Source organism: Allobosea sp. 05L423 (genome assembly GCF_056397745.1).
The window spans coordinates 513264-536771 of the sequence record NZ_JBFTOA010000001.1 but is presented as its reverse complement, the minus strand read 5'-3'; the positions used below and the strand labels follow the sequence as shown (position 1 = coordinate 536771).

Annotated in this window: 22 protein-coding genes; 18 read left to right on the top strand and 4 right to left on the bottom strand. The window is 66.7% G+C overall.

The window, feature by feature from the left end; translation table 11 throughout:
- Positions 1–7: 7 nt before the first annotated feature.
- The 5 genes from fliE (at position 8) to cckA (ending at position 5106) form a co-directional block, all read left to right on the top strand.
- Positions 8–331, top strand: a complete 324-nt coding sequence (fliE, locus tag AC1DNE_RS02615; RefSeq protein WP_441469537.1) for a flagellar hook-basal body complex protein FliE — start codon at positions 8–10, stop codon at positions 329–331.
- A 24-nt stretch (positions 332–355) separates the two neighbouring features.
- A complete protein-coding gene (fliQ, locus tag AC1DNE_RS02610) occupies positions 356–622 on the top strand; it encodes a flagellar biosynthesis protein FliQ (RefSeq protein WP_441469538.1) in 267 nt (88 codons plus the stop codon).
- A 77-nt stretch (positions 623–699) separates the two neighbouring features.
- Complete coding sequence (fliR, locus tag AC1DNE_RS02605) at positions 700–1458, top strand: flagellar biosynthetic protein FliR (protein ID WP_441470023.1); 759 nt, start codon at positions 700–702, stop codon at positions 1456–1458.
- Positions 1459–1465: 7 nt separating this feature from the next.
- Positions 1466–2533 (top strand): flagellar biosynthesis protein FlhB, encoded by a 1068-nt coding sequence (flhB, locus tag AC1DNE_RS02600; RefSeq protein WP_441469539.1) that lies wholly within the window; start codon positions 1466–1468, stop codon positions 2531–2533.
- A gap of 71 nt (positions 2534–2604) precedes the next feature.
- Positions 2605–5106, top strand: a complete 2502-nt coding sequence (cckA, locus tag AC1DNE_RS02595) for a cell cycle histidine kinase CckA (protein ID WP_441469540.1) — start codon at positions 2605–2607, stop codon at positions 5104–5106.
- A gap of 165 nt (positions 5107–5271) precedes the next feature.
- On the opposite strand, the gene AC1DNE_RS02590 is transcribed toward cckA, so the two are convergent.
- Entirely contained in the window at positions 5272–6585 is a 1314-nt protein-coding gene (locus AC1DNE_RS02590) for an MFS transporter (protein WP_441469541.1), read from the bottom strand.
- A 323-nt stretch (positions 6586–6908) separates the two neighbouring features.
- On the opposite strand from AC1DNE_RS02590, the gene recA reads away from it, so the two are divergent.
- From recA to AC1DNE_RS02575, 3 genes are all read left to right on the top strand, one after another.
- Positions 6909–7955, top strand: coding sequence for a recombinase RecA (gene recA, locus AC1DNE_RS02585; RefSeq protein ID WP_441470024.1), 1047 nt, complete (start codon positions 6909–6911; stop codon positions 7953–7955).
- A gap of 187 nt (positions 7956–8142) precedes the next feature.
- The gene (gene alaS, locus AC1DNE_RS02580) at positions 8143–10785 is read left to right on the top strand and encodes an alanine--tRNA ligase (RefSeq protein ID WP_441469542.1); all 2643 of its coding nucleotides are present in this window, start codon (positions 8143–8145) and stop codon (positions 10783–10785) included.
- Positions 10785–11429, top strand: coding sequence for a hypothetical protein (locus AC1DNE_RS02575; protein ID WP_476765502.1), 645 nt, complete (start codon positions 10785–10787; stop codon positions 11427–11429). Before alaS ends, AC1DNE_RS02575 begins: the two co-directional genes overlap by 1 nt.
- Positions 11430–11478: 49 nt before the next feature.
- Here AC1DNE_RS02575 and AC1DNE_RS02570 read toward each other — a convergent pair whose 3' ends face one another.
- Positions 11479–11667 (bottom strand): hypothetical protein, encoded by a 189-nt coding sequence (locus AC1DNE_RS02570; protein ID WP_055728979.1) that lies wholly within the window; start codon positions 11665–11667, stop codon positions 11479–11481.
- Positions 11668–11927: 260 nt separating this feature from the next.
- The gene (locus AC1DNE_RS02565) at positions 11928–13142 is read right to left on the bottom strand and encodes an NADP-dependent isocitrate dehydrogenase (RefSeq protein WP_441469544.1); all 1215 of its coding nucleotides are present in this window, start codon (positions 13140–13142) and stop codon (positions 11928–11930) included.
- A 217-nt stretch (positions 13143–13359) separates the two neighbouring features.
- Here AC1DNE_RS02565 and AC1DNE_RS02560 point away from each other — a divergent pair, with 217 nt between their 5' ends.
- The 4 genes from AC1DNE_RS02560 to AC1DNE_RS02545 all read left to right on the top strand — a co-directional run bounded on the left by AC1DNE_RS02560 (position 13360) and on the right by AC1DNE_RS02545 (position 16917).
- Complete coding sequence (locus AC1DNE_RS02560) at positions 13360–14178, top strand: hypothetical protein (RefSeq protein ID WP_476765503.1); 819 nt, start codon at positions 13360–13362, stop codon at positions 14176–14178.
- A gap of 78 nt (positions 14179–14256) precedes the next feature.
- Positions 14257–14994: an SDR family NAD(P)-dependent oxidoreductase gene (locus tag AC1DNE_RS02555; protein ID WP_441469546.1), complete on the top strand. Its 738-nt coding sequence runs from the start codon at positions 14257–14259 to the stop codon at positions 14992–14994.
- 89 nt (positions 14995–15083) lie between these two features.
- Positions 15084–15629 (top strand): 2,4'-dihydroxyacetophenone dioxygenase family protein, encoded by a 546-nt coding sequence (locus AC1DNE_RS02550; protein WP_441469547.1) that lies wholly within the window; start codon positions 15084–15086, stop codon positions 15627–15629.
- A gap of 115 nt (positions 15630–15744) precedes the next feature.
- The gene (locus tag AC1DNE_RS02545) at positions 15745–16917 is read left to right on the top strand and encodes an alpha/beta fold hydrolase (RefSeq protein ID WP_441469548.1); all 1173 of its coding nucleotides are present in this window, start codon (positions 15745–15747) and stop codon (positions 16915–16917) included.
- 51 nt (positions 16918–16968) lie between these two features.
- Here AC1DNE_RS02545 and AC1DNE_RS02540 read toward each other — a convergent pair whose 3' ends face one another.
- Entirely contained in the window at positions 16969–17376 is a 408-nt protein-coding gene (locus AC1DNE_RS02540; RefSeq protein WP_441469549.1) for a flagellar assembly protein FliX, read from the bottom strand.
- A gap of 228 nt (positions 17377–17604) precedes the next feature.
- Here AC1DNE_RS02540 and AC1DNE_RS02535 point away from each other — a divergent pair, with 228 nt between their 5' ends.
- The 6 genes from AC1DNE_RS02535 to AC1DNE_RS02510 all read left to right on the top strand — a co-directional run bounded on the left by AC1DNE_RS02535 (position 17605) and on the right by AC1DNE_RS02510 (position 23456).
- Positions 17605–18738 carry a flagellar basal body P-ring protein FlgI gene (locus tag AC1DNE_RS02535; protein ID WP_441469550.1) on the top strand — a complete coding sequence of 378 codons (1134 nt, stop codon included), beginning with the start codon at positions 17605–17607 and terminating at the stop codon, positions 18736–18738.
- Positions 18738–19094, top strand: a complete 357-nt coding sequence (locus AC1DNE_RS02530) for a rod-binding protein (protein WP_441469551.1) — start codon at positions 18738–18740, stop codon at positions 19092–19094. The genes AC1DNE_RS02535 and AC1DNE_RS02530 overlap by 1 nt, the downstream gene beginning before the upstream one ends.
- Positions 19081–19569, top strand: coding sequence for a hypothetical protein (locus tag AC1DNE_RS02525; protein ID WP_441469552.1), 489 nt, complete (start codon positions 19081–19083; stop codon positions 19567–19569). Before AC1DNE_RS02530 ends, AC1DNE_RS02525 begins: the two co-directional genes overlap by 14 nt.
- Positions 19570–19768: 199 nt before the next feature.
- Positions 19769–20221: a hypothetical protein gene (locus AC1DNE_RS02520; protein WP_441469553.1), complete on the top strand. Its 453-nt coding sequence runs from the start codon at positions 19769–19771 to the stop codon at positions 20219–20221.
- A 259-nt stretch (positions 20222–20480) separates the two neighbouring features.
- Complete coding sequence (locus tag AC1DNE_RS02515; RefSeq protein WP_441469554.1) at positions 20481–21863, top strand: flagellin N-terminal helical domain-containing protein; 1383 nt, start codon at positions 20481–20483, stop codon at positions 21861–21863.
- A 201-nt stretch (positions 21864–22064) separates the two neighbouring features.
- Positions 22065–23456, top strand: coding sequence for a flagellin N-terminal helical domain-containing protein (locus AC1DNE_RS02510; RefSeq protein WP_441469555.1), 1392 nt, complete (start codon positions 22065–22067; stop codon positions 23454–23456).
- Positions 23457–23508 lie beyond the last annotated feature (52 nt).

Sequence of the window (23508 nt, the reverse complement as noted above, 5' to 3'; positions counted from 1 at the left end):
AACCGCCATGGCTACTCCGGGTTTCGCTGCGGGCGCCTACGCCTCCATCCAGGGGGTGGGCGCCGGCAATCTGATGCGCAAGCCGCTCGCCACAAGCGGCACGGAATCAGGCGGGCCGGACTTCTCCGCCCTGCTCGGCAAGGCGCTGGACGCCACGGCCGAGGCCGGCCGCAAGGCCGATACCCAGACCGCCACCGTCGCCGGCGGCCGGGCCGACATCGTCAATGTCGTCACCGCGGTCGCGGAAAGCGAGGCTGCGATCGAGACGCTGGTCGCCGTGCGCGACCGCGTTATCGCCGCCTATGAAGAAATCATGCGGATGCCGGTCTGACGGCCAAGGGATCGAGATAAGATCATGACCTCCGGAGCCATTCTCGACGTCGCCCGCGACGGTATCGTCGTCTTCCTCAAGGTCGGCGGGCCGCTGATGGTGATCGCGCTCGTCGTCGGCCTCGCCGTCTCGCTGGTACAAGCGCTGACCCAGATCCAGGAACAGACACTCGTCTTCGTCCCGAAGATCGTTGCCGTCTTCGCCGCGCTGATGCTGTTTCTGCCGTTCATGGGTGACGCGCTGGCGGGTTATATGGGGCGAGTCGCCGCCCGAATCGCCACGGGCGGATGAGCCTGTCGCGACTGCAGCCGGCCTTTGCCGGCGCAGGCCCGCGGCACCCGCGCTGGCGGAAAGGTGCCTGCGGCACGATGCAGATCGCGATCCTGCCCGAGATCAGCGCCCTTTTTGTGCTCGTCTTCGCGCGGGTCGGCACGCTCGTCATGCTGATGCCCGGCATCGGCGAGCGCTTTATCTTTTCGCGATCGCGGCTGTCGCTCGCCTTTTTCATCGCCCTGATGATCGTGCCGGTCGCCCGCCCTTCCCTGCGCATCCCGCCCGATGTCTCCGGTATCGTCGCGCTGCTCATCGGCGAGTTGCTGATCGGCCTGATCATCGGCGTCTGCGCCCGGCTGGTGATGGCGTGTCTGCAGACGGCCGGCACGCTCGTCGCCCAGACGATGGGCCTCGGCTTCGCCATGACGGTCGATCCGACCGGCGGCCTGCAGAACCCGTCGATCGGCAATTTCCTGACCATGCTCGGGACCACGCTGATCCTGACGACCGATCTGCACCACATCGCAATCGCGGCGATCCATGAGAGCTACCGCCTGCTGCCGCCCGGCGGCGTGCCCGAGATGCCGGATATCCTGACGCTCGCCGTACAGTCGGCAGCGCGCGGCTTCGCCCTCGCCGTGCAGATCTCGGCGCCCTTCCTCGTCTTCGGCCTCCTTTTCAATCTCGGTCTCGGCGTGCTGGCGCGGATGATGCCGCAGCTCCAGGTCTTCTTCCTCGCAGTGCCTGCCTCGATCCTAGGCGGCATGCTTGTCCTGCTCGTCGTGGTCGGCGTGATGATGAGCGTCTTCCTCAACGATCTCGGCGCCTTCCTGCGTCAGTTCACGGGGGGCTGAGCACGCCATGGCCGAAGATACCGAGAACGAGGACAGGACAGAGGACCCGACCCAGCGAAAGCTGGACGAGGCCACCGAGAAAGGCGACGTCCCCCGATCGCAGGAGATCGGCACCTTCTTCGTGCTTTGTGGCTTCACGCTTGCGTTGCTGGTCGCCGCGGGCTGGTCGGCGCGCGATGCCATGCTCTCGCTGCGCTCCTTCCTGATGAACGCCCATCAGGTGCCGCAGGACGGCGCTGCCTTCATGCATGTCACACGGCAGGGCGTGCTGACCGGCTTCATGGCGCTGGGCCTGCCCTTCGCCTTCATCCTCTGCGCCGGGCTCGCCGGCGCCCTGCTCCAGCACAAGCCGCTCTGGACCTTCGAGCCGCTGATGCCGAAATTCGACCGCATCTCCCCGATGGCAGGCGCCAAGCGCATGTTCGGCAAGGAGGCCTGGGTCAATTTCGCCAAGGGCCTCGCCAAGACGGCGCTGATCGGCGCGGTGGTCTGGATCACGCTCTGGAACCAGCACGACCGGCTCGAAGCCTTCGTGCAGATGAACGTTTCCGCCCTGATGCCGGCGACACTCTCGCTCGCCATTAAGCTGATGGGCGCGGTGCTCGCCCTCTTCGCCATCGTCGCCATCGGCGATTTCGCCTGGCAGCGCTTCAGCTGGTACCAGCGCCAGAAGATGACGAAGCAGGAAATCAAGGAGGAGTTCAAGAACTCCGAAGGCAATCCCGAGGTCAAGGCGAAGCTGCGCCAGATCCGCGCCCAACGCGTGCGCAAGCGCATGATGGCCGCGGTGCCGAAGGCGACGGTGATCATCACCAACCCGACCCACTTCGCCGTCGCCCTGCAATACGAGCCTGGCATGGCGGCGCCCCTCTGCCTGGCGAAAGGCGTCGACACCATGGCCCTGAAGATCCGCGAAGTCGCCGGCGAGCATCGCGTGCCGATCGTCGAGAACCCGCCGCTGGCGCGCGCGCTCTACGCCACGGTCGACATCGACCAAGAAATTCCTGTCGAACACTATCAGGCGGTGGCCGAAGTCATCGGTTACGTCTTGCGCCTGAAGGGCCGGCGCGCCTAACTCGGCAGCGATGCGAAGAAGGATGGCCGCAACGTTCCCGATGCGGCCCAGCAGCGAACGGACTTCACCGCATGAGCGGCACCACGGCGACCACAATTGATCGCTCCGACAAGCCCGGCCATATCGGCATCATCCTGCTGGTCGCGGGTCTGCTCGTCGGCGCGGCCATCGCGCTCGGCTTCCTCGCCAATGAATGGGCGCAGCCGCTGATCCTTGGGTTGCTGGCCCTTCTTTCGGTCATCGGCGTCTTCGGTCTCTTCGCCTTCGCCATCGGCCTCGTCCAGTTCTCAGGCCGCGCCGCCCGCAACGACCTGACCAAGACGATCGTCGACAGTGCGGACGAAGGCATCGTCGTAACCGAGGGCGAGAACGAGATCGTCTACGCCAACGAGGCCTATCTCGCGCTCGCGGGCGCCACAGGTGCGAACGACCTCAAGCCGGTCGGGCGTCTCCTGACTGGCCGCGCCGACGTCTCGGAGGCGATCTACAGGCTCGCCGCAGCCGCCCGCGAGAACCGCCGGCTGGTCGAGGAGGTCCGTCTCGAGCCTGCTCTCGGTGGGCGCGGCGAGGTCGGCTGGTATCGCGTGCGCGTCACGCCGGTGCGCCGCGAGACCGGCAACGCCACGCTCTGGTCGGTGACCGACATCACGCCCGAGCGCGAGCGGCAGGAAAACGCCTTCCAGGAGCTCCAGCACGCGATCGACTATCTCGACCATGCGCCGGCCGGCTTCATCTCGATCGACGCCGACGGCGAGGTCTCCTATCTCAACGCCACGTTGTCGAGCTGGCTCGACTTCGACCTAGCCCGCTTCGGCTCCGGCGGCCTGCAACTCGACGACATCTGCACGCCGGCCGCTGCCGCGCTGCTCCAGGCGATCCGCGGCCAGCCCGGCGATGTCCGCGTCGAGGTGCTCGACGTCGACCTCAAGCGCCGCAATGGCAACCCGCTGCCCGTGCGGCTGCACCATCAGGTCGCATTCGGGCAGGACGGCCGCGCCGGCCCTTCCCGAACGCTGGTCCTCAACCGCGCGCCCGGCGAGGCCGGCGCCGATCACGGCAGCGATGCCGAAGTCCGCTTCGCCCGCTTCTTCCACTCGACGCCTATGGCCATCGCCACCGTCGACAAGAGCGGGGCGATCCTGCGCTCCAACGCCGCCTTCGCCCGGCTCGCGCCGTCCGGTACGCCGCTTCGGACGATCTACGATCTCGTCGCGCCCCATTCCGGCCTCGAACGCGGCGTTGCCGAAGTCGTGGAGGGCAGCTCCGCAGTGAGCCCGCTGGATCTCGCCCTCGCCGGCGAGGACGGGCGCTCCGCCAAGCTCTACCTCGCGCCGGTCTCCGCCTCCGAGGACGGCGACGGCGAGCGTGCCATCGTCTATGCGCTGGAGACCACGGCCGAGCGCAAACTGCGCGACAACATGGACCAGGCCGGCAAGATGCAGGCCGTCGGCCAGCTCGCCGGCGGCATCGCGCACGATTTCAACAACGTGCTGCAGGTCATCATCAACGCCTCCGAGTTCCTGCTCGCGAGCCACCGGCCGACCGACCCGTCCTTCCCGGACATCATGCAGATCAAGCAGAACGCCTACCGCGCCGCTGCGCTGGTGCGGCAGCTGCTCGCCTTCTCGCGCCGCCAGACCCTGCGCCCGCAGGTGCTGGAGCTCGGCGAGGTGCTCTCCGACCTCTCGCTGATGCTGAAGCGCGTCGTCGCCGACAAGGTGACGCTCGACGTCCGCCAGGGTCGCGACCTCTGGCCGGTCAAGGCGGATCTGGGGCAGCTAGAGCAGGTCATCGTCAACCTCGCCGTCAACGCCCGCGACGCCATGCCTGATGGCGGCAAGCTGACGGTCCGCACCCGCAACGTCGCCCGCGAGGACTGCGTGAGCTTCAGCCACGCCGGCCTTCCCGCGGACGACTATGTCCTGCTCGAGGTCGAGGACACCGGCACCGGCATCCCGCAGGAGCATCTCGACAAGATCTTCGAACCGTTCTTCACCACCAAGGAGGTCGGCAAGGGCACGGGTCTCGGTCTTTCGATGGTCTACGGCATCGTCAAGCAGACCGGCGGCTATGTCTTCGTCGATTCCACCATCGGCAAGGGCACGGCCTTCCAGATCTTCCTGCCGCGCCACGTCCCGAGCCAGGAGGAAATCGCTGCCGAGGTCGCCGCCAAGGAGGCACCGAAGAAGCTCGCCGCCGACCATACCGGCGCCGGCGTCATCCTGCTGGTCGAGGACGAGGATGCAGTGCGCGCGCTGAACGCCCGCATGCTGGTCTCGCGTGGCTACACCGTCCACGAAGCCGCATCCGGCGTCGAGGCTCTCGATCTCTTCCTGAAGAATGACGGCCAGATCGACCTGGTCGTCTCCGACGTCGTCATGCCCGAGATGGACGGCCCGACGCTGCTCGGCGAGCTGCGCAAGCGCAACCCGAACACGAAGGTCGTCTTCGTCTCCGGCTATGCCGAAGAGGCCTTCCGCAAAAATCTGCCGGAAGGCGAAGACTTCCACTTCCTGCCCAAGCCGTTCACGATGAAGCAGCTCGTCGAGACGGTGAAGGCGGCGATGGGCTGAAGGCGCCGGTCGTCATCTCCGGAGCAGGCCGGTGGCCTGAGCCCGGGATCGACGAGCGCGACGATGTTCAGGACGCCGTCATGCTCGCCCTTGTGGCGAACACGGCGCTTACCCAGCGAAGACGTGGATGGTCGGGACAAGCCCGACCATGACGCGAAGCGGGCTTCAGCGCGCCGGAACCGCGCCGGCCTCATCGTCCTGGCGCGAAGCCAGCGCACTCACCCCGATCAGCGCCAGGATCGTCACCACGGCCGAGAGGCTGAGATAGTAACCGACGAAGGGCAGGCCCTTCTCGGTCGCGAGCCAGGTCGCCACGTAAGGAGCGAGCGAGGCGCCGACGATCCCACCCAGGTTGAAGGTGAGCGAGGCGCCCGTGTAGCGCACGGCCGTCGGGAACATCTCGGCCAGCGCCGTGCCGAGCGGTCCGTAGGTGAAGCCCATCAGCGACAGCCCGACGACGAAGAAGGCGAGCACACCGAGCGTGCTGCCAGAGCCGAAGAGCGGCGCCAGCAAGAAGCCGAAGATGGCAATGCCGAGCGTCGTCGCCAGGAGGGTCTGGCGCCGGCCGAAGCGATCGGCGAGCACGGCCGAGACCGGGATGGTCAAGCCGAAGAACACGACGCCGATCATCTGCAGCGGCAGGAACTGGTCGCGCGAGAAGCCGAGCTTGGTCGTGCCCCAGCTCAGCGAGAACACGGTCATCAGGTAGAACAGCACGAAGGTCGCGAGCGCCGCGAAGGTGCCGCAGAGCAGCGCGAGCTTGTGTTCAGCGAAGATGCTGATGAAGGGCACGCGCACCCGCTCATGCTTGTCCATCGCCTTGCGGAAGGCCGGGGTCTCGCTGATGCGAAGGCGGACATAGAGCCCCATGAAGACCAGCAGCGCGCTGGCGATGAACGGGATACGCCAGCCGAAGCTGAAGAACTGCTCGTCGGTCAGGAGCGCATCGAGCGCAAGGAAGCTGCCGGTCGCAAGGATGAACCCCACGGGCGCGCCGAGCTGCGGGAACATGCCGTACCAGGCGGACTTGCCCGGAGGGGCGTTCTCGGTCGCCAGCAGCACTGCTCCGCCCCACTCGCCGCCGAGTCCCAGCCCCTGCCCGAGCCGGCAGAGCGCCAGCAGCAGCGGCGCGAGTACGCCGACGGCGGCATAGGTCGGCAGCATGCCGATGGCGACGGTCGAGAGCCCCATCGTCATCAGCGCCGCGACGAGCGTCGCCTTGCGGCCGATCCGATCGCCGAAATGGCCGAAGATGGCGGCGCCGATCGGCCGCGCGAAGAAGGCGATCGCGAAGGTCGCGAAGGACTGGAGCATCGCGGAGGTAGGATCGCCGCCCGGGAAGAACAGCTTCGGGAACACGATCACCGCAGCCGTCGCATAGATGTAGAAGTCGAAGAACTCGATCGTCGTGCCGATCAGGCTGGCCAGCAGGATACGGCGCGGCGAGTTCGGGGCCTTTTGGGCGGGGGCGAAGGACACGTTGGCAACTTTCGAAAACAAATGGAGATTCCGGGCGCAATAACAGGAAACAGCAGGCGCCGGGATGGGAAACGCAGCGCCTTGATATGCACATAGCGCATGCAAGAACGATTCAACGAAATTCAAACCGATAAAATAGCATGACTAGAAACATAAAAGCCCCTCCTGACACAAGCTGACACCTGGAACAAAAAAAGAACTTGCCGGCCAGAACAAAGCGTGACCATCCTCATGTCAAGACGCATTGAGATGTCCCCCTCGCCCTGCCATAAGGAGCCCGAACCGTGAATCAGGCGAATCTCAAACTCGTGGAAGGCTCCTCGATGGATAAGGCCAAGGCGCTCGATGCAGCGCTCTCCCAGATCGAACGCGCCTTCGGCAAGGGTTCGATCATGCGGCTCGGCAAGAATTCGCCCTCAATCGAGATCGAGACGATTTCGACCGGTTCGCTCGGTCTCGACATCGCGCTCGGCGTCGGCGGCCTCCCCAGGGGCCGCGTCATCGAGATCTACGGACCGGAATCCTCGGGCAAGACCACGCTCGCGCTCCACACCATCGCCGAGGCCCAGAAGAAGGGCGGCGTCTGCGCCTTCGTCGATGCCGAGCACGCGCTCGATCCGGTCTATGCCCGTAAGCTCGGCGTCAATCTCGACGACCTCCTGATCTCGCAACCCGATACCGGCGAGCAGGCGCTGGAGATCACCGACACGCTCGTCCGCTCCGGCGCGATCGACGTGCTCGTGGTCGATTCCGTCGCCGCGCTGACGCCGCGCGCCGAGATCGAGGGCGAGATGGGCGATGTCCAGCCGGGCCTCCAGGCCCGCCTGATGAGCCAGGCCCTGCGCAAGCTCACCGCCTCGATCTCGCGCTCGAACTGCATGGTGATCTTCATCAACCAGATCCGCATGAAGATCGGCGTGATGTACGGCTCGCCGGAGACCACCACCGGCGGCAACGCGCTCAAGTTCTACGCCTCGGTGCGCCTCGACATCCGCCGCGTCTCGACGCTCAAGGAGCGCGACGAGGCGACCGGCAACCAGGTTCGCGTCAAGGTCGTCAAGAACAAGGTCGCGCCGCCCTTCAAGCAGGTCGAGTTCGACATCATGTTCGGTGAGGGCATCTCGAAGGTTGGCGAATTGATCGATCTCGGCGTCAAGGCCGGCATGGTCGAGAAATCCGGCGCCTGGTTCTCCTTCGACAGCCAGCGCCTCGGCCAGGGCCGCGAGAACGCCAAGACCTTCCTCAAGAACAACCCTGACATGGCCGCCAAGATCGAGGCCACGATCCGCCAGAATTCCGGCCTCGTTGCCGACCGTATCCTCGACCAGGCGGAACCGACCGACGACGATCTCGACGAGGGTGAGGCCTGAGCCTGAGCGCTCCGGCACGGAACGATGCAAGGGCGGCCTTCGGGCCGCCCTTTTCGTTTGAGAATAAGGCCTTGCCGGGTGTGCGCTGCATCAAGCTTTCTGGACAGCGGCGAGCCGCCTGACTAGAACCGGACCTTCCCGCCGGGCGCGCCCGGTCTCCTGCCCAAGATTCAGAGCGCAAACAGCGATGAGCGGCGTCAACGATATCAGGTCGACCTTCCTCGACTACTTCAAGTCCAACGGCCATGAAGTCGTGCCGTCGAGCCCGCTCGTGCCGCGCAACGACCCGACGCTGATGTTCGCCAATTCGGGCATGGTGCAGTTCAAGAACGTCTTCACCGGGCAGGAGAAGCGTCCCTATTCCCGGGCCACCACCGCCCAGAAATGCGTGCGCGCCGGCGGCAAGCACAACGACCTCGACAATGTCGGCTACACCGCACGCCACCACACCTTCTTCGAGATGCTGGGGAACTTCTCCTTCGGCGACTATTTCAAGGAGCAGGCGATCCACCACGCCTGGACCCTGGTCACGCGCGAGTTCGGCCTGCCCAAGGACAAGCTCCTCGTCACGGTCTACTCCGAGGACGACGAGGCGCATGGCCTCTGGAAGAAGATCGCCGGCCTGACCGACGACAAGATCATCCGCATCCCGACTTCGGCCAATTTCTGGCGCATGGGCGACACCGGCCCCTGCGGCCCCTGCTCGGAGATCTTCTTCGATCACGGCGACCATATCTGGGGCGGCCCGCCCGGCTCGCCCGAAGAGGACGGCGACCGCTTCATCGAGATCTGGAACCTCGTCTTCATGCAGTATGAGGAGGCCGCGGGCGGCATCAGGACCGACCTGCCCCGCCCCTCGATCGACACCGGCATGGGCTTGGAGCGCATCGCCGCCGTGCTCCAGGGCACGCATGACAATTACAATATCGACCTGTTCCGCGCCCTGATCGGCGCCATCGCCGACCTGACCTCGGTCGATGCCGACGGGCCGATGAAGGCGAGCCATCGCGTCATCGCCGACCATCTGCGCTGCTCGTCCTTCCTGATCGCCGACGGCGTACTGCCCTCCAACGAGGGCCGCGGCTATGTGCTGCGCCGGATCATGCGCCGCGGCATGCGCCATGCGCAGCTCCTCGGCGCCAAGGAACCCCTGCTCTACAAGCTCGTCCCGGCGCTGACCCGCGAGATGGGCCGCGCCTATCCCGAATTGCTCCGCGCCGAGGCGCTGATCACCGAGACGCTGAAGCTGGAGGAGACCCGCTTCCGCACCACGCTGGCGCGCGGCCTCACCCTGCTCGACGACGCCTCGAAGGACCTGAGCGCCGGCCAGAGCCTCAAGGGCGACGTCGCCTTCACGCTCTACGACACCTACGGCTTCCCGCTCGACCTGACGCAGGACGCGCTGCGCGCCCGCGAGATCACGGTCGATACGGAGGGCTTCGACGCCGCCATGCAGCAGCAGAAGGCCAAGGCGCGCGCCGCCTGGGCCGGCTCCGGCGAGGCCGCGACCGAAACCCTCTGGTTCCCGCTGCGCGACAAGCTCGGCGCCACCGAATTCCTCGGCTACGACACCGAGACCGCGGAGGGCGTTGTCACCGCGCTGATCCGCGACAATGCCGAGGTCCAGTCCCTGAAGGCCGGCGAGAGCGGCTTCATGCTGGTCAACCAGACGCCGTTCTACGGCGAATCCGGCGGCCAGGTCGGCGATGCCGGTCTGGTCAAGGCGCCGGACACGGTGGTCGAGGTCAGCGACGTCCAGAAGAAGCTCGGCGATGTCTTCGCCCACAGCGTCACGGTCAAGCAAGGCGAGCTCAAGCTCGGTGCGGCCGTCGAGCTGATCGTCGACCATGAGCGCCGCACCGCGATCCGCGCCAATCACTCGGCGACACACCTGCTGCACGAGGCGCTGCGCCTCGTCCTCGGCGACCATGTCGCGCAGAAGGGCTCGCTGGTCTCGCCCGATCGTCTGCGCTTCGACTTCTCGCACCCCAAGCCGATCAGCGAGGAGGAGCTGCGCGAGGTCGAGGAGATCGCCAACGCGATCGTGCTGAAGAACGAGCCGGTGACGACCCGCCTGATGAGCGTCGACGAGGCCATCGCCTCCGGCGCTCGCGCCCTCTTCGGCGAGAAGTACGGCGATGAGGTCCGCGTCGTCGCGATGGGCACGAATCCGGCCGGCCGGGCCTATTCGGTCGAGCTTTGCGGCGGCACCCATGCCACCCGCACCGGCGATATCGGCCTGGTCAGCATCGTCGGCGAAGGCGCCGTCGCGGCTGGCGTGCGCCGCCTCGAGGCCATGACCGGCAATGGCGCACGCCTGCGCCTCAACGAGGAATCGCGCCTGCTCGAAGGACTGGCGGGCCTCCTCAAGGTCCCGGCCTCCGAGGCCGGCAACCGGCTCGCCGCGCTGATCGAGGAGCGCCGCAAGCTCGACCGCGAGCTCACCGAAGCCCGCAAGAAGCTCGCCATGGGCGGCGGCGGCGCGGCCGAGGATCCGGTGCGCGAGATCGCGGGCGCGAAGTTGCTCGCCCGCGCCGTCACCGGCATCGAGATGAAGGATCTCAAGAGCCTCGCCGACGAGGCCAAGGCGCGTGTCGGCTCCGGCGTCGTCGCCATCGTCGGCGTCGCCGATGACGGCAAGGCCGGCGTCGTCGTCGGCGTCACCCCCGATCTGACCGAGCGCTTCGATGCGGTGGCGCTGGTGCGCGCGGCCTCCGAGCAGCTCGGCGGCAAGGGCGGCGGCGGCCGGCGCGACATGGCCCAGGCCGGCGGCCCGGACGGCAGCAAGGCGCAGGCTGCGCTCGACGCCGTCGCGGCCGCGATGGGCTGATGACGATCGGCGGGACAGGCCAGGCGCTCTCCCGCCGCGCTTTGCTGCTGGCTGCCGGCCTCTGGCCGGCCGCTGCCTTGGCGCAGAAGAAGATGCCGGCGCCCGCGGCCGAGCCCGCCATGTCGGCGGCTCGGACCATCGTTGCCGGCGCACCGCTCAGCGTCTTCCTCACCCGACCACCGCAGGGTGCACGCCTCGCCATCGCCCGCCCCGACGATGCCGCAAGCACCGCCATCGTCGTGGTCGAGCCGCGGAACACGGTCCCTGCCCTGCCCACGCCCGGCCTGGCCGGAACCTATGAGCTGCGCCTGACCGTCGAGAAGGACGGGGCGCCGGTCATCCTGCTGCGTCAGCCGCTCGTCACCACCGAGCCCAGCGCGACGCTCGCCGCCCCCGCCCGCGTCGGCCGCGGCCAGACGCTCCCGGTCCGCGGCATCGGGCCGAACGGCGAGCAGGATCGTGTCGTGCTGGTTCCCGCCGGCGCTCCCGCCGAAGCGGAAGGGCCCCGCTTCTTTCCGGCGGAGAATGTCGAGGCGGTGCTGGAGGCGCCGGAGCAGTCCGGCCCCTACGAGCTGCGCTATGTGATGAACGCCCCGATCAGCGGACCGCGCATCCTCGCCCGCCATCGCGTCATCGTGGAGTGACGCGGACTGCCATAAGGCACTCGGCAGCAGCAGCCGTTCGGCGGGCGCCTCAGCCCATCGCTTCGCGCTTCTTGAGCAGCTCGTTGAGCAGATCCTGCTGCTCGTTGAGCCGCGTCGCCAGGCGCTCCTCGGCGGCGGCGCCTGACACGCCCGTCGCCTGCTCCATCAGCTCGGCGATATTCCTCCGGGCAATGGCGATCCGCTCATCGAGCTCCATCTGCGAAGCGTTCTCAGGCATCCCAGCTCTCCGTATCGGCCAGTCTTCTTCAGAATGCGGCGACAGTCAGCGCCCCTCGCCCGCGGGATAGGGCTCGCCATCCCTGTGCACGAGGCGCCTATCCGCATCGGCGCTCATCATATCGATATAAGAGCAAGCGGTCACGTCGTCCGGCGGTCGAGAACGCCCGGAGGGCCCGCGCGTTCCATCCGTTGCGCAAGGCGCCAACGAAAAAGCCCGGCCTTTCGGCCGGGCTTGATGACGTACGCGGGGAGGCAGTCTCAGGCCGCCATCGCCTTCTTCATGTTCTCGCTGACCTTCTCGAGGAAGCCGGTGGTCGAGAGCCACTTCTGCTCGGCGCCGACGAGCAGGGCGAGATCCTTGGTCATGTCGCCTGCCTCGACGGTGTCGACCGTGACCTTCTCGAGCAGCGAGGCGAACTTCGCGAGCTCGGCGTTGTTGTCGAGCTTGGCACGGTGGGCGAGGCCACGCGTCCAGGCGAAGATCGAGGCGATCGAATTGGTCGAGGTCTCGCGGCCCTTCTGGTGCTCGCGGTAGTGGCGGGTCACCGTGCCATGCGCGGCCTCGGCCTCGACGGTCTTGCCGTCAGGCGTCATCAGCACCGAGGTCATCAGACCGAGCGAACCGAAGCCCTGCGCCACGGTGTCGGACTGCACGTCGCCGTCGTAGTTCTTGCAGGCCCAGACATAGCCCCCGGACCACTTCATCGCCGACGCCACCATGTCGTCGATCAGGCGGTGCTCGTAGGTGATGCCGAGCTTGTCGAATTCGGCCTTGAACTCCTTCTCGTAGATCTCCTGGAAGATGTCCTTGAAGCGGCCGTCATAGGTCTTGAGGATGGTGTTCTTGGTCGAGAGATAGACCGGGTACTTGCGGATCAGGCCGTAGTTCAGCGACGCCCGCGCGAAGTCGCGGATCGAATCGTCGAGATTGTACATCGCCATGGCGACGCCGGCGTCCGGGGCCTTGAAGACTTCCTTCTCGATCACCGCGCCGTCCTCGCCGACGAACTTGATCGAAAGCGTGCCCTTGCCCGGAAACTTGAAGTCGGTGGCGCGGTACTGGTCGCCATAGGCGTGGCGGCCGATCACGATCGGCTGGGTCCAGCCCGGCACGAGGCGCGGCACGTTCTTGCAGATGATCGGCTCGCGGAAGATCACGCCGCCGAGGATGTTGCGGATCGTGCCGTTCGGCGACTTCCACATCTGCTTGAGCTTGAATTCCTCCACGCGCGCCTCGTCCGGCGTGATGGTCGCGCACTTCACGGCGACGCCGTGCTTCTTCGTGGCGTTGGCCGCGTCGATCGTGACCTGGTCGTTGGTGGCGTCGCGGTTCTCGACGGAGAGGTCGTAGTAGTCGAGCTCGAGGTCGAGATACGGGAAGATCAGCGTGTCCTTGATCTTCTGCCAGATGATCCGGGTCATCTCGTCGCCGTCCATGTCGACGACCGGGTTGGCGACCTTGATCTTGCTCATGCGATGACCCCTGTTCTCTCCAGATAGAACGATCCGAAACTGCGGCTTTCGGCCACGGTCCCCGGCTGGTCGCTTCCTAGCGGGTTCGGGCCGGCGGGGGAAGCGCAGCTTTCGGGCAATCTGTCGCCCCCCTGCCGGTCATGTTGCACCGCCGCAAAATCGGCACCTTCCCAGCCTAACCTGATCTGCCGCTCGTCATAGCGACAGGACGAACGACGTGTTTCGCTTCATATCTGCCCGCAGTGCTGCCTGGAAACCGGCGGCCCTGCTCCTTGCCACCTCACTCTCTCCCGCTCCGGCGCCGGCTCAGGACGCTCTGCAGGAAGCTGCCGTGCAGTTGCCGATCCCACGCGCAGCCCTGCAGGATCCCGATGCCGCGGAGATGGAAGCCGCCGTCACGGCCGACTCCAGCAGCGATGCGGTCCTCTTCAATCCGGCACTCGCGGCGCTCGGCCGCGCCAACGCCAACTCCGGCGCTCACCTGCGTGCCCGGGCTCCGATCCCGGTCGACATCATCCGCAACGGCTTCGCGGCGCGGCAGGATACGATGAGCGCCGCCCAGGACCGGTCTGTCGGCTTCAAGCTTGGCCAGGATGTCTTCTCGCTCTCGACCACGCTCTCCGCTCCGGCAAGCGCCGGTGCAACGCGTGATGCGCGGCTGAACTGGCGGCTCGCCCAGCCTATCGGCACGGGGCCGGGATTCATCTGGGGCGTTGCCACCGGTGGCGGCGGCTCGCTCTACGGCAATCCCGAGCAGATCGGCGAAGCGCTGATCGGCTATCGACAGGAGTTGCTCCCCCACCTCACCCTGACCTCCCAGCTCGCGATGGCCGGCAACTACGTCTTCGCCGCCGGCGACGGTCTCCACACGGCATTGACGCCGGAGATGAAGCTCTCGATCGATCTCGCCAAGCTCGCCGACCTGCCCTGGCAGACCTCCTTCGATGTGACGCTGGCGCGCAAGCTTCCGCTCGTCGCCTCCGACTACGAGACGCGTGGCCAGGCCATGCTCTCCCTCAAATACAAGCTCCAGTAGCCGGCCCGGCCGCCATTGCATGGCGGCCTGCACGGGGCCGCCTTTCCCGTTGCCGAAGGCCGCACTAGCCTTCGGTCCATGACACAATCGACCTCGACCAAATTCGCTCTCGTCACCGGCGGCACGGGGGGCATCGGCGCAGGCGCCGCCCTCGCTTTGGCCCAGGCCGGCTACGACGTTCTCGCCACGGGCCTGACCGAGGAGGAAGTCGTGGCGTCGCCGGCCCACCCGGCCATCCGCCACGCCCGGCTCGACGTGACCAGCGACGACCAGGTCGCTGCCATCGTCGCGACCTGTCCGCGCCTTGACGCGCTGGTGAACTGCGCCGGCATGATCCAGCGCGGCGGCAAGGAATTCGAGATCGACGCCTTCCGCCTGACCATAGAGGTCAACCTCAACGGCACGATGCGGATGTGCATCGCCGCCAAGGACAAGCTCGCCGCCAATGGCGCGGACAAGGCCGGCGGCGCCATTGTCAACATCGCCTCGATGCTGACCTTCCACGGCTCGCCCTTCGCCCCCGGCTATGCGGCCTCCAAGGGCGGCATCGGCCAGCTCACCAAATCGCTCGCTGCCGCCTGGGCACCGGAGGGCATCCGCGTCAACGCGGTGGCGCCGGGCTGGATCGAGACCGAATTGACCCGGCCGCTGGTCGAGGACGCCGAGCGCTCCGCCCCGATCCTCGCGCGGACGCCAATGGGTCGCTGGGGCAAGCCGGGCGATGTCGGCGGCGCCATCGCCTTCTTGTTGTCCGATGCGGCGCAATTCGTCACCGGCGCGATCCTGCCGGTCGATGGCGGCTATCTCGCAGTCTAGAAAAGCGTTTCCGTCTCAATAGCTTGGATGGAAGCGTTGAATCGGATTGAGCACCACTTGAAGCAGAACATCAGCACGGGAGAGACGCCATGAACACGACGAGCCCGATGCCCGTCGCGGCCACGCAGGAGGAGCGCTGGACGCCCTATCGCCACCCGCAACCGAAGGAATCGCCGCCGGAGCTGATCGTCCCCAATGTGATCCCCACCGACGACCGCGTCTGGGTGCCGGTGGACGACAATGTCTGGTTCCGTCCCCTCCTCTTTTGCGTCTCGCGGGGATACTGGATGAACCTGCTCAAGGTGCGCCGCGCCGGCGTGCTCTCGCGCCATCGTCACCCACTGCCGGTCCATGGCTATGTGCTCAAGGGCAAGTGGCGCTACCTCGAGCATGACTGGGTCGCGACCGAAGGCGCCTATGTCTACGAGGCGCCGGGCGAGACGCATACGCTGGTGGTCGATCCCGATGTCGAGGAGATGATCACCATGTTCCAGGTCAACGGCGCGATGATCTATGTCGACCCGGACGGCAAGTGCCTGGGCTATGACGACGTCTTCACCCGCATCGACAAATGCAGGGCGCACTACGCGGGCAATGGGCTGGGCGCCGAATACGCAGACCAGTTCATCCGGTGAGCGGCGCCGGCGCCCGGCTGCGACCGATGCCCGGCCGCTGAAGCAATTGCTAAACGATATCTGGGCTAGTCACCGGAGAAGCTGAAGTCTGCGCCCGCTCGACGGAGAAACATTTATGCGGCTCGTCATCGCCCTACTGATCTCGATGTCGGCTGCCTTCTCCACCTCCCCGGCCGGGGCACAGTCGGATTTCTACACGCCGACGACCGCCGAAATCGCCGGTGGGCGCCCCGGAACGGTGATCCGGACGGAAACCCTGAACGGAACGCCTGAGGGCGCAACCGCCTATCGGATGCTCTATCGCTCGCTCGGGCTCGACGGAAAGCCGATCGCCGTGTCCGGCGTCGCGATCGTCCCCTCAGGCCCGGTTCCGCCGGGGGGCCGTCCGATCGTGGCCTGGGCTCATCCGACGACCGGCGTCCAGCCGCAATGCGGACCATCGCGCGCCGGCGACATCTTCCAGTCCATCCAGGGCCTGCGCGCGATGATCGCGCGCGGATACATCGTCGCGGCGACGGACTATCCGGGCCTCGGCGCGCCGGGGACACATCCCTATCTGGTCGGTGAGAGCGAGGGCCGGTCCGTGATCGACTCGGTGCGGGCGGCCCGTCAGCTTGCCGGCGCCTCCGCCGGGCGACGCTTCGCCGTCTGGGGTCATTCGCAGGGGGGACACGCGGCGCTGTTCACCGGCATTCTGGCGAAACGCCTGGCCCCCGAACTCAATCTGGTCGGCGTCGCGGCCGCCGCCCCTGCGACCGAGCTCGGCCCGCTCCTGGCCGACGACATCGACACCGATGGCGGCCGCAATCTGACCGCGATGACCCTCTGGTCATGGACGCGCGTCTACAAGGCCCCCCTGACGAAGATCATCTACGAGCAGGCGATCCCGGTCGTCGACACGCTCGCCGCGGACTGCATCGAAAGCCTGCCCGACATCCTGAGCCGGTTGCGCCCGACCAAGGCGCTGGAGCGCAAGTTCCTCATTGACGAAGACTTTGCCGCCCGCCAGCCCTGGCACTCTCTTCTCGACCGGAATTCGCCCGGTCTCGTGCCGCGCGGCATCCCAGTCTTTCTCGCGCAGGGCACGGAGGACACGCTGGTCAGACCGCAGGTCACGCGCAACTATGCAGACAAGCTCTGCGCCGCCGGAAGTGCGGTGCGGTTCGAGGCCCTGCAGGGCGTGGGCCATCTGCCGGCAGCCCAGGACAGTGCCGCCGCTGCGGTGGACTGGATGGAACAGCGCTTCAAAGGCGCGCCGCCACCGAGCGACTGCACCCCGCTCAAATGAGGATTCGCGCTCTGCCGCGATGCTCCGTCTCGGGCAATCCGGCGAAGCCGGCTACCGGCTGAGCTTGGCGAGTTCCACCGCGGCACGCAGCTCGATATGGGCCAGCACCTCGTCGAGCCGCGGATCGTCGGTCGTCTCGCGCCGGAGCGCCAGCGCCGTGCGCAGCCTCTCCAGCTCGGAAGGCAGCACCCGGCCGGCGAGCAGCGCCGCCTTCAGCCGGTCGAGCCCGTCGAGCAGATCGTGCCCGCGCCGGGCCTGCCGGCGCTTGCGCTCCTGCGTATCCTCCTGCGCCTGCACCGCCAGCAGCGTATCGAGCGGCCCAGTCGCGCCGACCCCGCTGCTGCGGCTCGCCGTGGCGGAATCCTGCGTCGGAAGCGCGAAGGAAGCGCCGCTCGAGCGCCTTGCGGAACTGGCCGGGCCGGCGTTCGAAACGGGCGCGCGCTGGTCGATCCTGATCATCGGCGGCCTCGTGTAATGGAATTCCCAACCTCGCCCGGCATGGTTAACAGCCGGTAAATTGCCCGGCAGAAACTGCCGCCCCGGCAGGAAGCGCAGCGTCGGCAAGTCGAAGCCGACAATGGCGCATAACTCCAAATGACTGACAAACAAGGCTTTTCAATTTTGAGCTGACTGGCACGCCGCTCGCAAGGGCCGACGGACTTTAGAACTGTCCCCTGGTGCCGCAGCATGTTCCGCAACTCCGCCCTGTCGACTCTGCTGAAGCCGCTGGCCGCCCTGCTGGCCGTGGCGATCGGCTTGTCGTCGCAGCCGGTGTTCGCGCTCTCGCGCATCAAGGATCTCGCCGCGGTCGAGGGCGTGCGCACCAACCAGCTGCTCGGCTACGGCATCGTCGTCGGCCTCAACGGCACCGGCGACACGCTCAACAATACCCCCTTCACCAAGCAGTCGCTGCAGGCGATGCTCGAGCGCCTCGGCGTCAACACGCGCGGCGCCAACATGCGCACCGCCAACGTCGCCGCCGTGATGGTGACCGCCAACCTGCCCCCCTTCTCCACTCAGGGCACCCGCGTCGACGTCACCGTCTCGGCCATGGGCGATGCCAAGTCGCTGCAGGGCGGCACGCTGCTTGTCACCCCGCTGCTCGGCGCCGACGGCGAGGTCTATGCGGTGTCGCAGGGACCTGTGGCGATCTCCGGCTTCTCCGCTGAAGGCGAGGCCAGCAAGATCACCCGCGGCGTGCCGACCGTCGGCCGCATCGCCAATGGCGGCGTGGTCGAGCGCGAGATCGACTTCGCCCTGAACAAGCTCTCGACGCTGCGCCTGTCGCTGCGCAACCCCGACCTGACCACGGCCCGCCGCATGGCCGCCGCGATCAACGACTTCGTCGGCGGCGACTCCGCCGAGCCGACCGACCCCTCGACCGTCGTCCTGCAGATCCCGCCCCGCTTCAAGGGCAACATGATCCGGCTGCTCACCGACATCGAGCAGCTGCGCATCGAGCCCGACCAGCTCGCCCGCATCGTCATCGACGAGCGCTCCGGCATCATCGTCATGGGCAAGGACGTGCGCGTCTCAACCGTCGCGGTCGCTCAGGGCAACCTCACCGTCACGATCAGCGAAACGCCGCAGGTCAGCCAGCCCAACGAATTCGCCCGCGGCCGCACTGTCGTGACGCCGCAGACCAGCGTCAAGGTCGACACCGGCGGTGGCAACAAGCTCGCCCTCGTCAAGGAAAGCGTGACCCTGGCCGAGCTCGTCGACGGGTTGAACGCGCTCGGCATCGGCCCGCGCGACCTGATCTCCATTCTCCAGGCCATCAAGTCGGCAGGCGCCCTGCAGGCCGAAATCGAGGTGATGTGATGACCGCCGCTCTCGCCCTCCCCGCCGCCAATCTCGCGCTCGGCATCGCCGGGAAAGTCGCCAACGGCATCGCCGACGCGCTCGACCCGGCCAAGGCCAAGCTCAAGAAACAGGCGGATGATTTCGAGACGATGTTCCTCGAGCAGATGACCGACCGCCTGACGGCGAGCGACGGCACCGAAGGGCCGCTCGGCGAGAACGGTACCGGCGGCGGCATCTGGCGCTCGCAGCTCAGCCAGCAATACGCCAAGCAGATCCAGAAGGCCGGCGGCGTCGGCCTTTCCGACCAGATCATGCGCGACCTGATCAATCTTCAGGAGCAGTCCGCGTCCGGAGCACAGAATGTCAGTGGCTAACCTGATCCTGGATGAGAGGCCGCGCATCGCCGATGCGCTGAGTGCGCGTGCGCTGATCGAGGCCGTGCTGGAGGCGCTCGGAGCCTTGTCGCATCTCGTCGGCGAAGAGACTGAACTCGTCCGCGCAGGCCGCCTGCCGGAGGCGATGACCCGCGAGCCGCGCAAGACCGAGCTCGCCGGCATCTATATGCGCGGCGTCGAGCAGGTGAAGCTCAACGCGGTCGCTCTCGCCCGCTTCGCGCCCGATCAGGTCAAGCGCCTGAAGAACGCCCACCTCGCCTTCCAGAACCTGATCGAGACCAACCAGATCGTGCTGGCGACAGCTCGTGCCGTTTCGGAATCCGTCATCCGCGACCTGGCCGCCGACGCCAACAGGCCCATGCGCGCGAATGGCTATGGCCCCGCCGCCTCCGTCGGCGCCGGCGCCTTCGCCCGGCCGAACTCCGGCCCGCTCGTCGTCTCGCGGAGCCTGTGAGACGCAGTTCGCTCCAGGCGGTAACTCGCCTTGCGTATCCGGCGCGGCTGCGCCGGAAGCCCTCAATATTTACCTAATTCCCTAACGGCAGATTCAATCTTTTCTGTCACGATCGGCAGTGTCGGGCAGGTGTGTCCTGCTTCCGGCAACCGAGAAGACCGGCGCAACGGCGCCGCGAACGGCTCCAGAAGGAGTGGTCATGGAATTCGGCAACGCACCCAGAATCGTGGCGCCGACCGCCGGCCCGCCGGTTACCCGCTCCGACGTTACCGCGCAGCCGGGCAGCGTCGCTGTCGACCTTCCGCCCGAGAAGACCGTCCAATCCGCTTCAGCCGGCGCAGCGGTGAATGTCGAGGTTCGTGCGGAGGCTCGCGATGCGCAGAGCCGTGCAAACGGCGAACGCCGCGCCTTCTTCAATGACCAAAATGGACGCACCGCCAACCGCACCGTCGACGAGACCGTGGAACGCAAGCTCGTCATCGACCCGCAGACCCGGGCGGTCGTGCTGCAGAAGAAGGATCGCGACACGGGCGAGACGATCTCGCAGCTGCCCGACGAGGTCCTGCTGAAGCTGCGCGCCTATTCCCGCGAACTCAGCGATCGGGCGCGCGAGACCGAGGAAGAACGCCACCAGGTCGAACGCACGGCCTGACGTCTCGCTCGTTCCATCCCGATTGCCGACGGCATGTCGCCCGCGCCCCGCGCGGGCGTTTTTGCGTCGGCGCACCGCCGCCTGTTCAGGCGTTCCGAGACCATTAGCGCCTGCTTAACCATGGTCCGACGAGCCCCGCCTTGCGCTCAATTTGCGGAGGGAAATTTACCGGTTGTTACGGGCTGGCGCTCCAGGGTCGCCCCGTCCTGGCCAGAACGGCCCGGACGCCAGAAGGCATCCTACCAGAAGGTAAAAACAGATGGCCGTCTCTCTCAATGCGGGCGTGCGCAACGCGCTCTCGTCGCTGCAGTCGATCACCGCCCAGGCCCAGGCTTCCCAGTTCAAGCTGGCGACGGGCAAGAAGGTGAACTCGGCAGTCGACAATCCCGTCAACTACTTCACCGCCGCTTCGCTCAATGACCGTTCCAGCCAGCTCACCGGCTTGCTCGACGGCATGTCGAACGGCATCCAGACCATCCAGGCGGCCTCCAAGGGCATCGACGGCATCACCAAGCTGGTGAGCTCCCTGCAGTCGACCATCAAGCAGGCGCAGTCGGACGCGGCTCAGAACCGCCCGACCAAGGCCGGCACGGCCCTCGCAACGGCCGGCGAGCAGGTCGCGACCTCGAAGAGCCTCAAGGACGTCGCGCTCGACAAGAAGCTTGTCGACGTGACCGGCGGCACTGCCGCCACCGCCGACGCTGCGACCGCAACCAGCTCGGGTGACGTGGGCATCGCCGACGACGCCGACGGCGTGCGCGCTGCTATCTCGATCAAGGCGGGGTCTACGACCTACACCGCCTCCTTCGACGCCAAGAACGCCTCGGTTCGTGACGTCGTCAACGAGATCAACAAGTCGGGCGTCGCCACCGCCTTCGTCGACGAGAAGGGCCAGCTCAACGTCAAGGGCACCGGCTCGGATGATGTCGAGTTCGGCTTCGGCACCGCCGCCGTGACGGCGGCTTCCGCTGGTAATCCCACGTCGGCGGAAATCGATACGGCCAACACTGCCGCTATCACCGCCGCCGGTACCGGCACCAGCAACACCGCCATCGGCTTCCTGGCCGCTGACGCCACCACCGCCGGCGCGATCAAGGGGCAGAGCATCACCTCGGCGGTGCGCTCGAACCTGATCGACCAGTACAACGACCTGCGCGGCAAGATCGACGATCTCGCCAAGGACTCGAGCTTCAACGGCATCAACCTGCTGAAGGGTGACCGTCTGTCGATCCAGTTCAACGAGAAGGCCGGCAAGAACCAGACCAAGCTCGACATTCAGGGGTCGGACGTCACCTCCGACAACCTGGGTATCGCCCAGGCTGGCAACACCCAGCTCGCCGGCCAGGTCAACTTCCAGAACGACTCCGACCTCGAATCCGCGACCAAGGCTCTCACCGGCGCCCTGACCTCGCTGAAGTCGCTGTCGTCCAGCCTCGGTGCCAGCCTCTCGGTCGCGCAGACCCGTCAGGACTTCACCAAGGACATGGCGGACGTGCTGAGCACCGGCGCCTCCAATCTGGTTAACGTCGACGCCAACTCGGAAGCCGCCAACCTGCTCGCGCTGCAGACCCGTCAGCAGCTCTCGCAGACGGCGCTGTCGCTTTCGAACCAGAGCGACCAGGCGGTCCTGCGCCTGTTCTGATCTTCGGTCCGCAGAAGCGGATCAGCCCGCAGAACGCGGGGCGAAGTCAAAGAGCGGCGGAGCTTCGGCTCCGCCGCTTTTTCGTTTGGGCGCGGCAACGGGATCGGCGCCGCGATTAACCTTTTGTTATCCCTAACGCGGGATGATCACCCCTGAAATCAGGTTGCATCGCGCCGGAGTCGCGCGTTCAGGGGACCGAAGATGGCCAGCACGATCCTTTCCAGCGGTGTCCGCAACAACCTGCTGACGCTGCAGCAGACCACGGCCCAGCAGAGCGTCATCCAGAACCGCCTCGCCACCGGCAAGAAGGTCAACTCGGCGATCGACAACCCGGTGAACTACTTCACCGCCCTGTCACTGAACGATCGCTCCAGCCAGCTCACCGGCTTGCTCGACGGCATCTCGAACGGCATTCAGACCATCCAGGCAGCCTCCAAGGGCATCGACGGCATCACCAAGCTCGTCCAGTCGCTGCAGTCTACGGTCAAGCAGGCCCAGGCCGATGCCGCGCAGAACCGTCCGACGAAGGCCGGCACGACTCTCGCCACGGCGACCGAAGCGGCGGTGACGAGCAAGAGCCTCAAGGACATCGCCCTCGACAAGCGCGTGGTCGACGACAACGGCGCCGGCGCCAATGCCGCAACCGCTACGTATTCCGGTAATGTCGGCGGTCCGGTTCTCGCCGCGGGCGACGAGGCGACGACCTCAATCACGCTGACCTCGGGCTCGACGACCTATACCGCCAGCTTCCTCAGCACGAACGCCACCGTTCGCGACGTCGTCAACGAGATCAACAAGTCGGGCATCGCGACCGCCTTCGTCGACGAGAAGGGCCAGCTCAACGTCAAGGGCGTTGGCTCCGAAAAGGTTCAGTTCGGTATCGGCACCGCGACCTTCACACCGGCCGCGCCCGGCGCCCCGACCGCGGCTGAAATCGCCGGGGCCGGCGCCACAGCCCTGACCACGGCCTCCGGCGTCGCCAGCGACAACACCGATTTCGGCTTCGCGCTGACCGACAATACCGCCGCCGGCACCACGATCGTCGGAGCCAGCATCACCTCCGCGGTGCGCTCGAACCTGATCGATCAGTTCAACGACCTGCGTAACAAGATCGACGACCTCGCCAAGGACTCGAGCTTCAACGGCATCAACCTGCTGGCCGGCGACCGTCTGACCATCCAGTTCAACGAGAAGACCGGCAAGAACCAGACCAAGCTCGACATCCAGGGCTCCAACCTGACCTCGGACAATCTCGGCATTCCGAAGGCCGTCAACACACAGCTCACGGGCTTCGTCAATTTCCAGAACGATGCCGACCTGGACAAGGCCACCCAGTCCCTGACCGGCGCCCTCACCTCGCTGAAGTCGCTCTCCTCGACGCTGGGCTCCAACCTCTCGGTCGCGCAGACCCGGCAGGACTTCACCAAGGAGCTGTCCAACCTTCTGACGACCGGTGCGGGGAACCTCGTCCTGGCCGACCCGAACGAGGAAGGCGCGAGCCTCCTGGCGCTCAACACCCGCCAGCAGCTCTCGCAGACCGCGCTCTCGCTGGCGAACCAGGCCGACCAGGGCGTGCTGCGCCTCTTCGGCTGACGCCTTCGGGTCAGGTTCGCCCCCCTCCCCTCCGCCAGAAGGCAGGACAGAC

What these genes read in the sequence shown, in the direction of transcription:
- fliE (WP_441469537.1), top strand. Translation starts at nt 8, where the DNA reads ATGGCTACTCCGGGTTTCGCTGCGGGCGCCTACGCCTCCATCCAGGGG.
- fliQ (WP_441469538.1), top strand. Translation starts at nt 356, where the DNA reads ATGACCTCCGGAGCCATTCTCGACGTCGCCCGCGACGGTATCGTCGTC.
- fliR (WP_441470023.1), top strand. Translation starts at nt 700, where the DNA reads ATGCAGATCGCGATCCTGCCCGAGATCAGCGCCCTTTTTGTGCTCGTC.
- flhB (WP_441469539.1), top strand. Translation starts at nt 1,466, where the DNA reads ATGGCCGAAGATACCGAGAACGAGGACAGGACAGAGGACCCGACCCAG.
- cckA (WP_441469540.1), top strand. Translation starts at nt 2,605, where the DNA reads ATGAGCGGCACCACGGCGACCACAATTGATCGCTCCGACAAGCCCGGC.
- recA (WP_441470024.1), top strand. Translation starts at nt 6,909, where the DNA reads ATGGATAAGGCCAAGGCGCTCGATGCAGCGCTCTCCCAGATCGAACGC.
- alaS (WP_441469542.1), top strand. Translation starts at nt 8,143, where the DNA reads ATGAGCGGCGTCAACGATATCAGGTCGACCTTCCTCGACTACTTCAAG.
- AC1DNE_RS02575 (WP_476765502.1), top strand. Translation starts at nt 10,785, where the DNA reads ATGACGATCGGCGGGACAGGCCAGGCGCTCTCCCGCCGCGCTTTGCTG.
- AC1DNE_RS02570 (WP_055728979.1), bottom strand. Translation starts at nt 11,667, where the DNA reads ATGCCTGAGAACGCTTCGCAGATGGAGCTCGATGAGCGGATCGCCATT.
- AC1DNE_RS02565 (WP_441469544.1), bottom strand. Translation starts at nt 13,142, where the DNA reads ATGAGCAAGATCAAGGTCGCCAACCCGGTCGTCGACATGGACGGCGAC.
- AC1DNE_RS02555 (WP_441469546.1), top strand. Translation starts at nt 14,257, where the DNA reads ATGACACAATCGACCTCGACCAAATTCGCTCTCGTCACCGGCGGCACG.
- AC1DNE_RS02550 (WP_441469547.1), top strand. Translation starts at nt 15,084, where the DNA reads ATGAACACGACGAGCCCGATGCCCGTCGCGGCCACGCAGGAGGAGCGC.
- AC1DNE_RS02545 (WP_441469548.1), top strand. Translation starts at nt 15,745, where the DNA reads ATGCGGCTCGTCATCGCCCTACTGATCTCGATGTCGGCTGCCTTCTCC.
- AC1DNE_RS02540 (WP_441469549.1), bottom strand. Translation starts at nt 17,376, where the DNA reads ATGATCAGGATCGACCAGCGCGCGCCCGTTTCGAACGCCGGCCCGGCC.
- AC1DNE_RS02535 (WP_441469550.1), top strand. Translation starts at nt 17,605, where the DNA reads ATGTTCCGCAACTCCGCCCTGTCGACTCTGCTGAAGCCGCTGGCCGCC.
- AC1DNE_RS02530 (WP_441469551.1), top strand. Translation starts at nt 18,738, where the DNA reads ATGACCGCCGCTCTCGCCCTCCCCGCCGCCAATCTCGCGCTCGGCATC.
- AC1DNE_RS02525 (WP_441469552.1), top strand. Translation starts at nt 19,081, where the DNA reads ATGTCAGTGGCTAACCTGATCCTGGATGAGAGGCCGCGCATCGCCGAT.
- AC1DNE_RS02520 (WP_441469553.1), top strand. Translation starts at nt 19,769, where the DNA reads ATGGAATTCGGCAACGCACCCAGAATCGTGGCGCCGACCGCCGGCCCG.
- AC1DNE_RS02515 (WP_441469554.1), top strand. Translation starts at nt 20,481, where the DNA reads ATGGCCGTCTCTCTCAATGCGGGCGTGCGCAACGCGCTCTCGTCGCTG.
- AC1DNE_RS02510 (WP_441469555.1), top strand. Translation starts at nt 22,065, where the DNA reads ATGGCCAGCACGATCCTTTCCAGCGGTGTCCGCAACAACCTGCTGACG.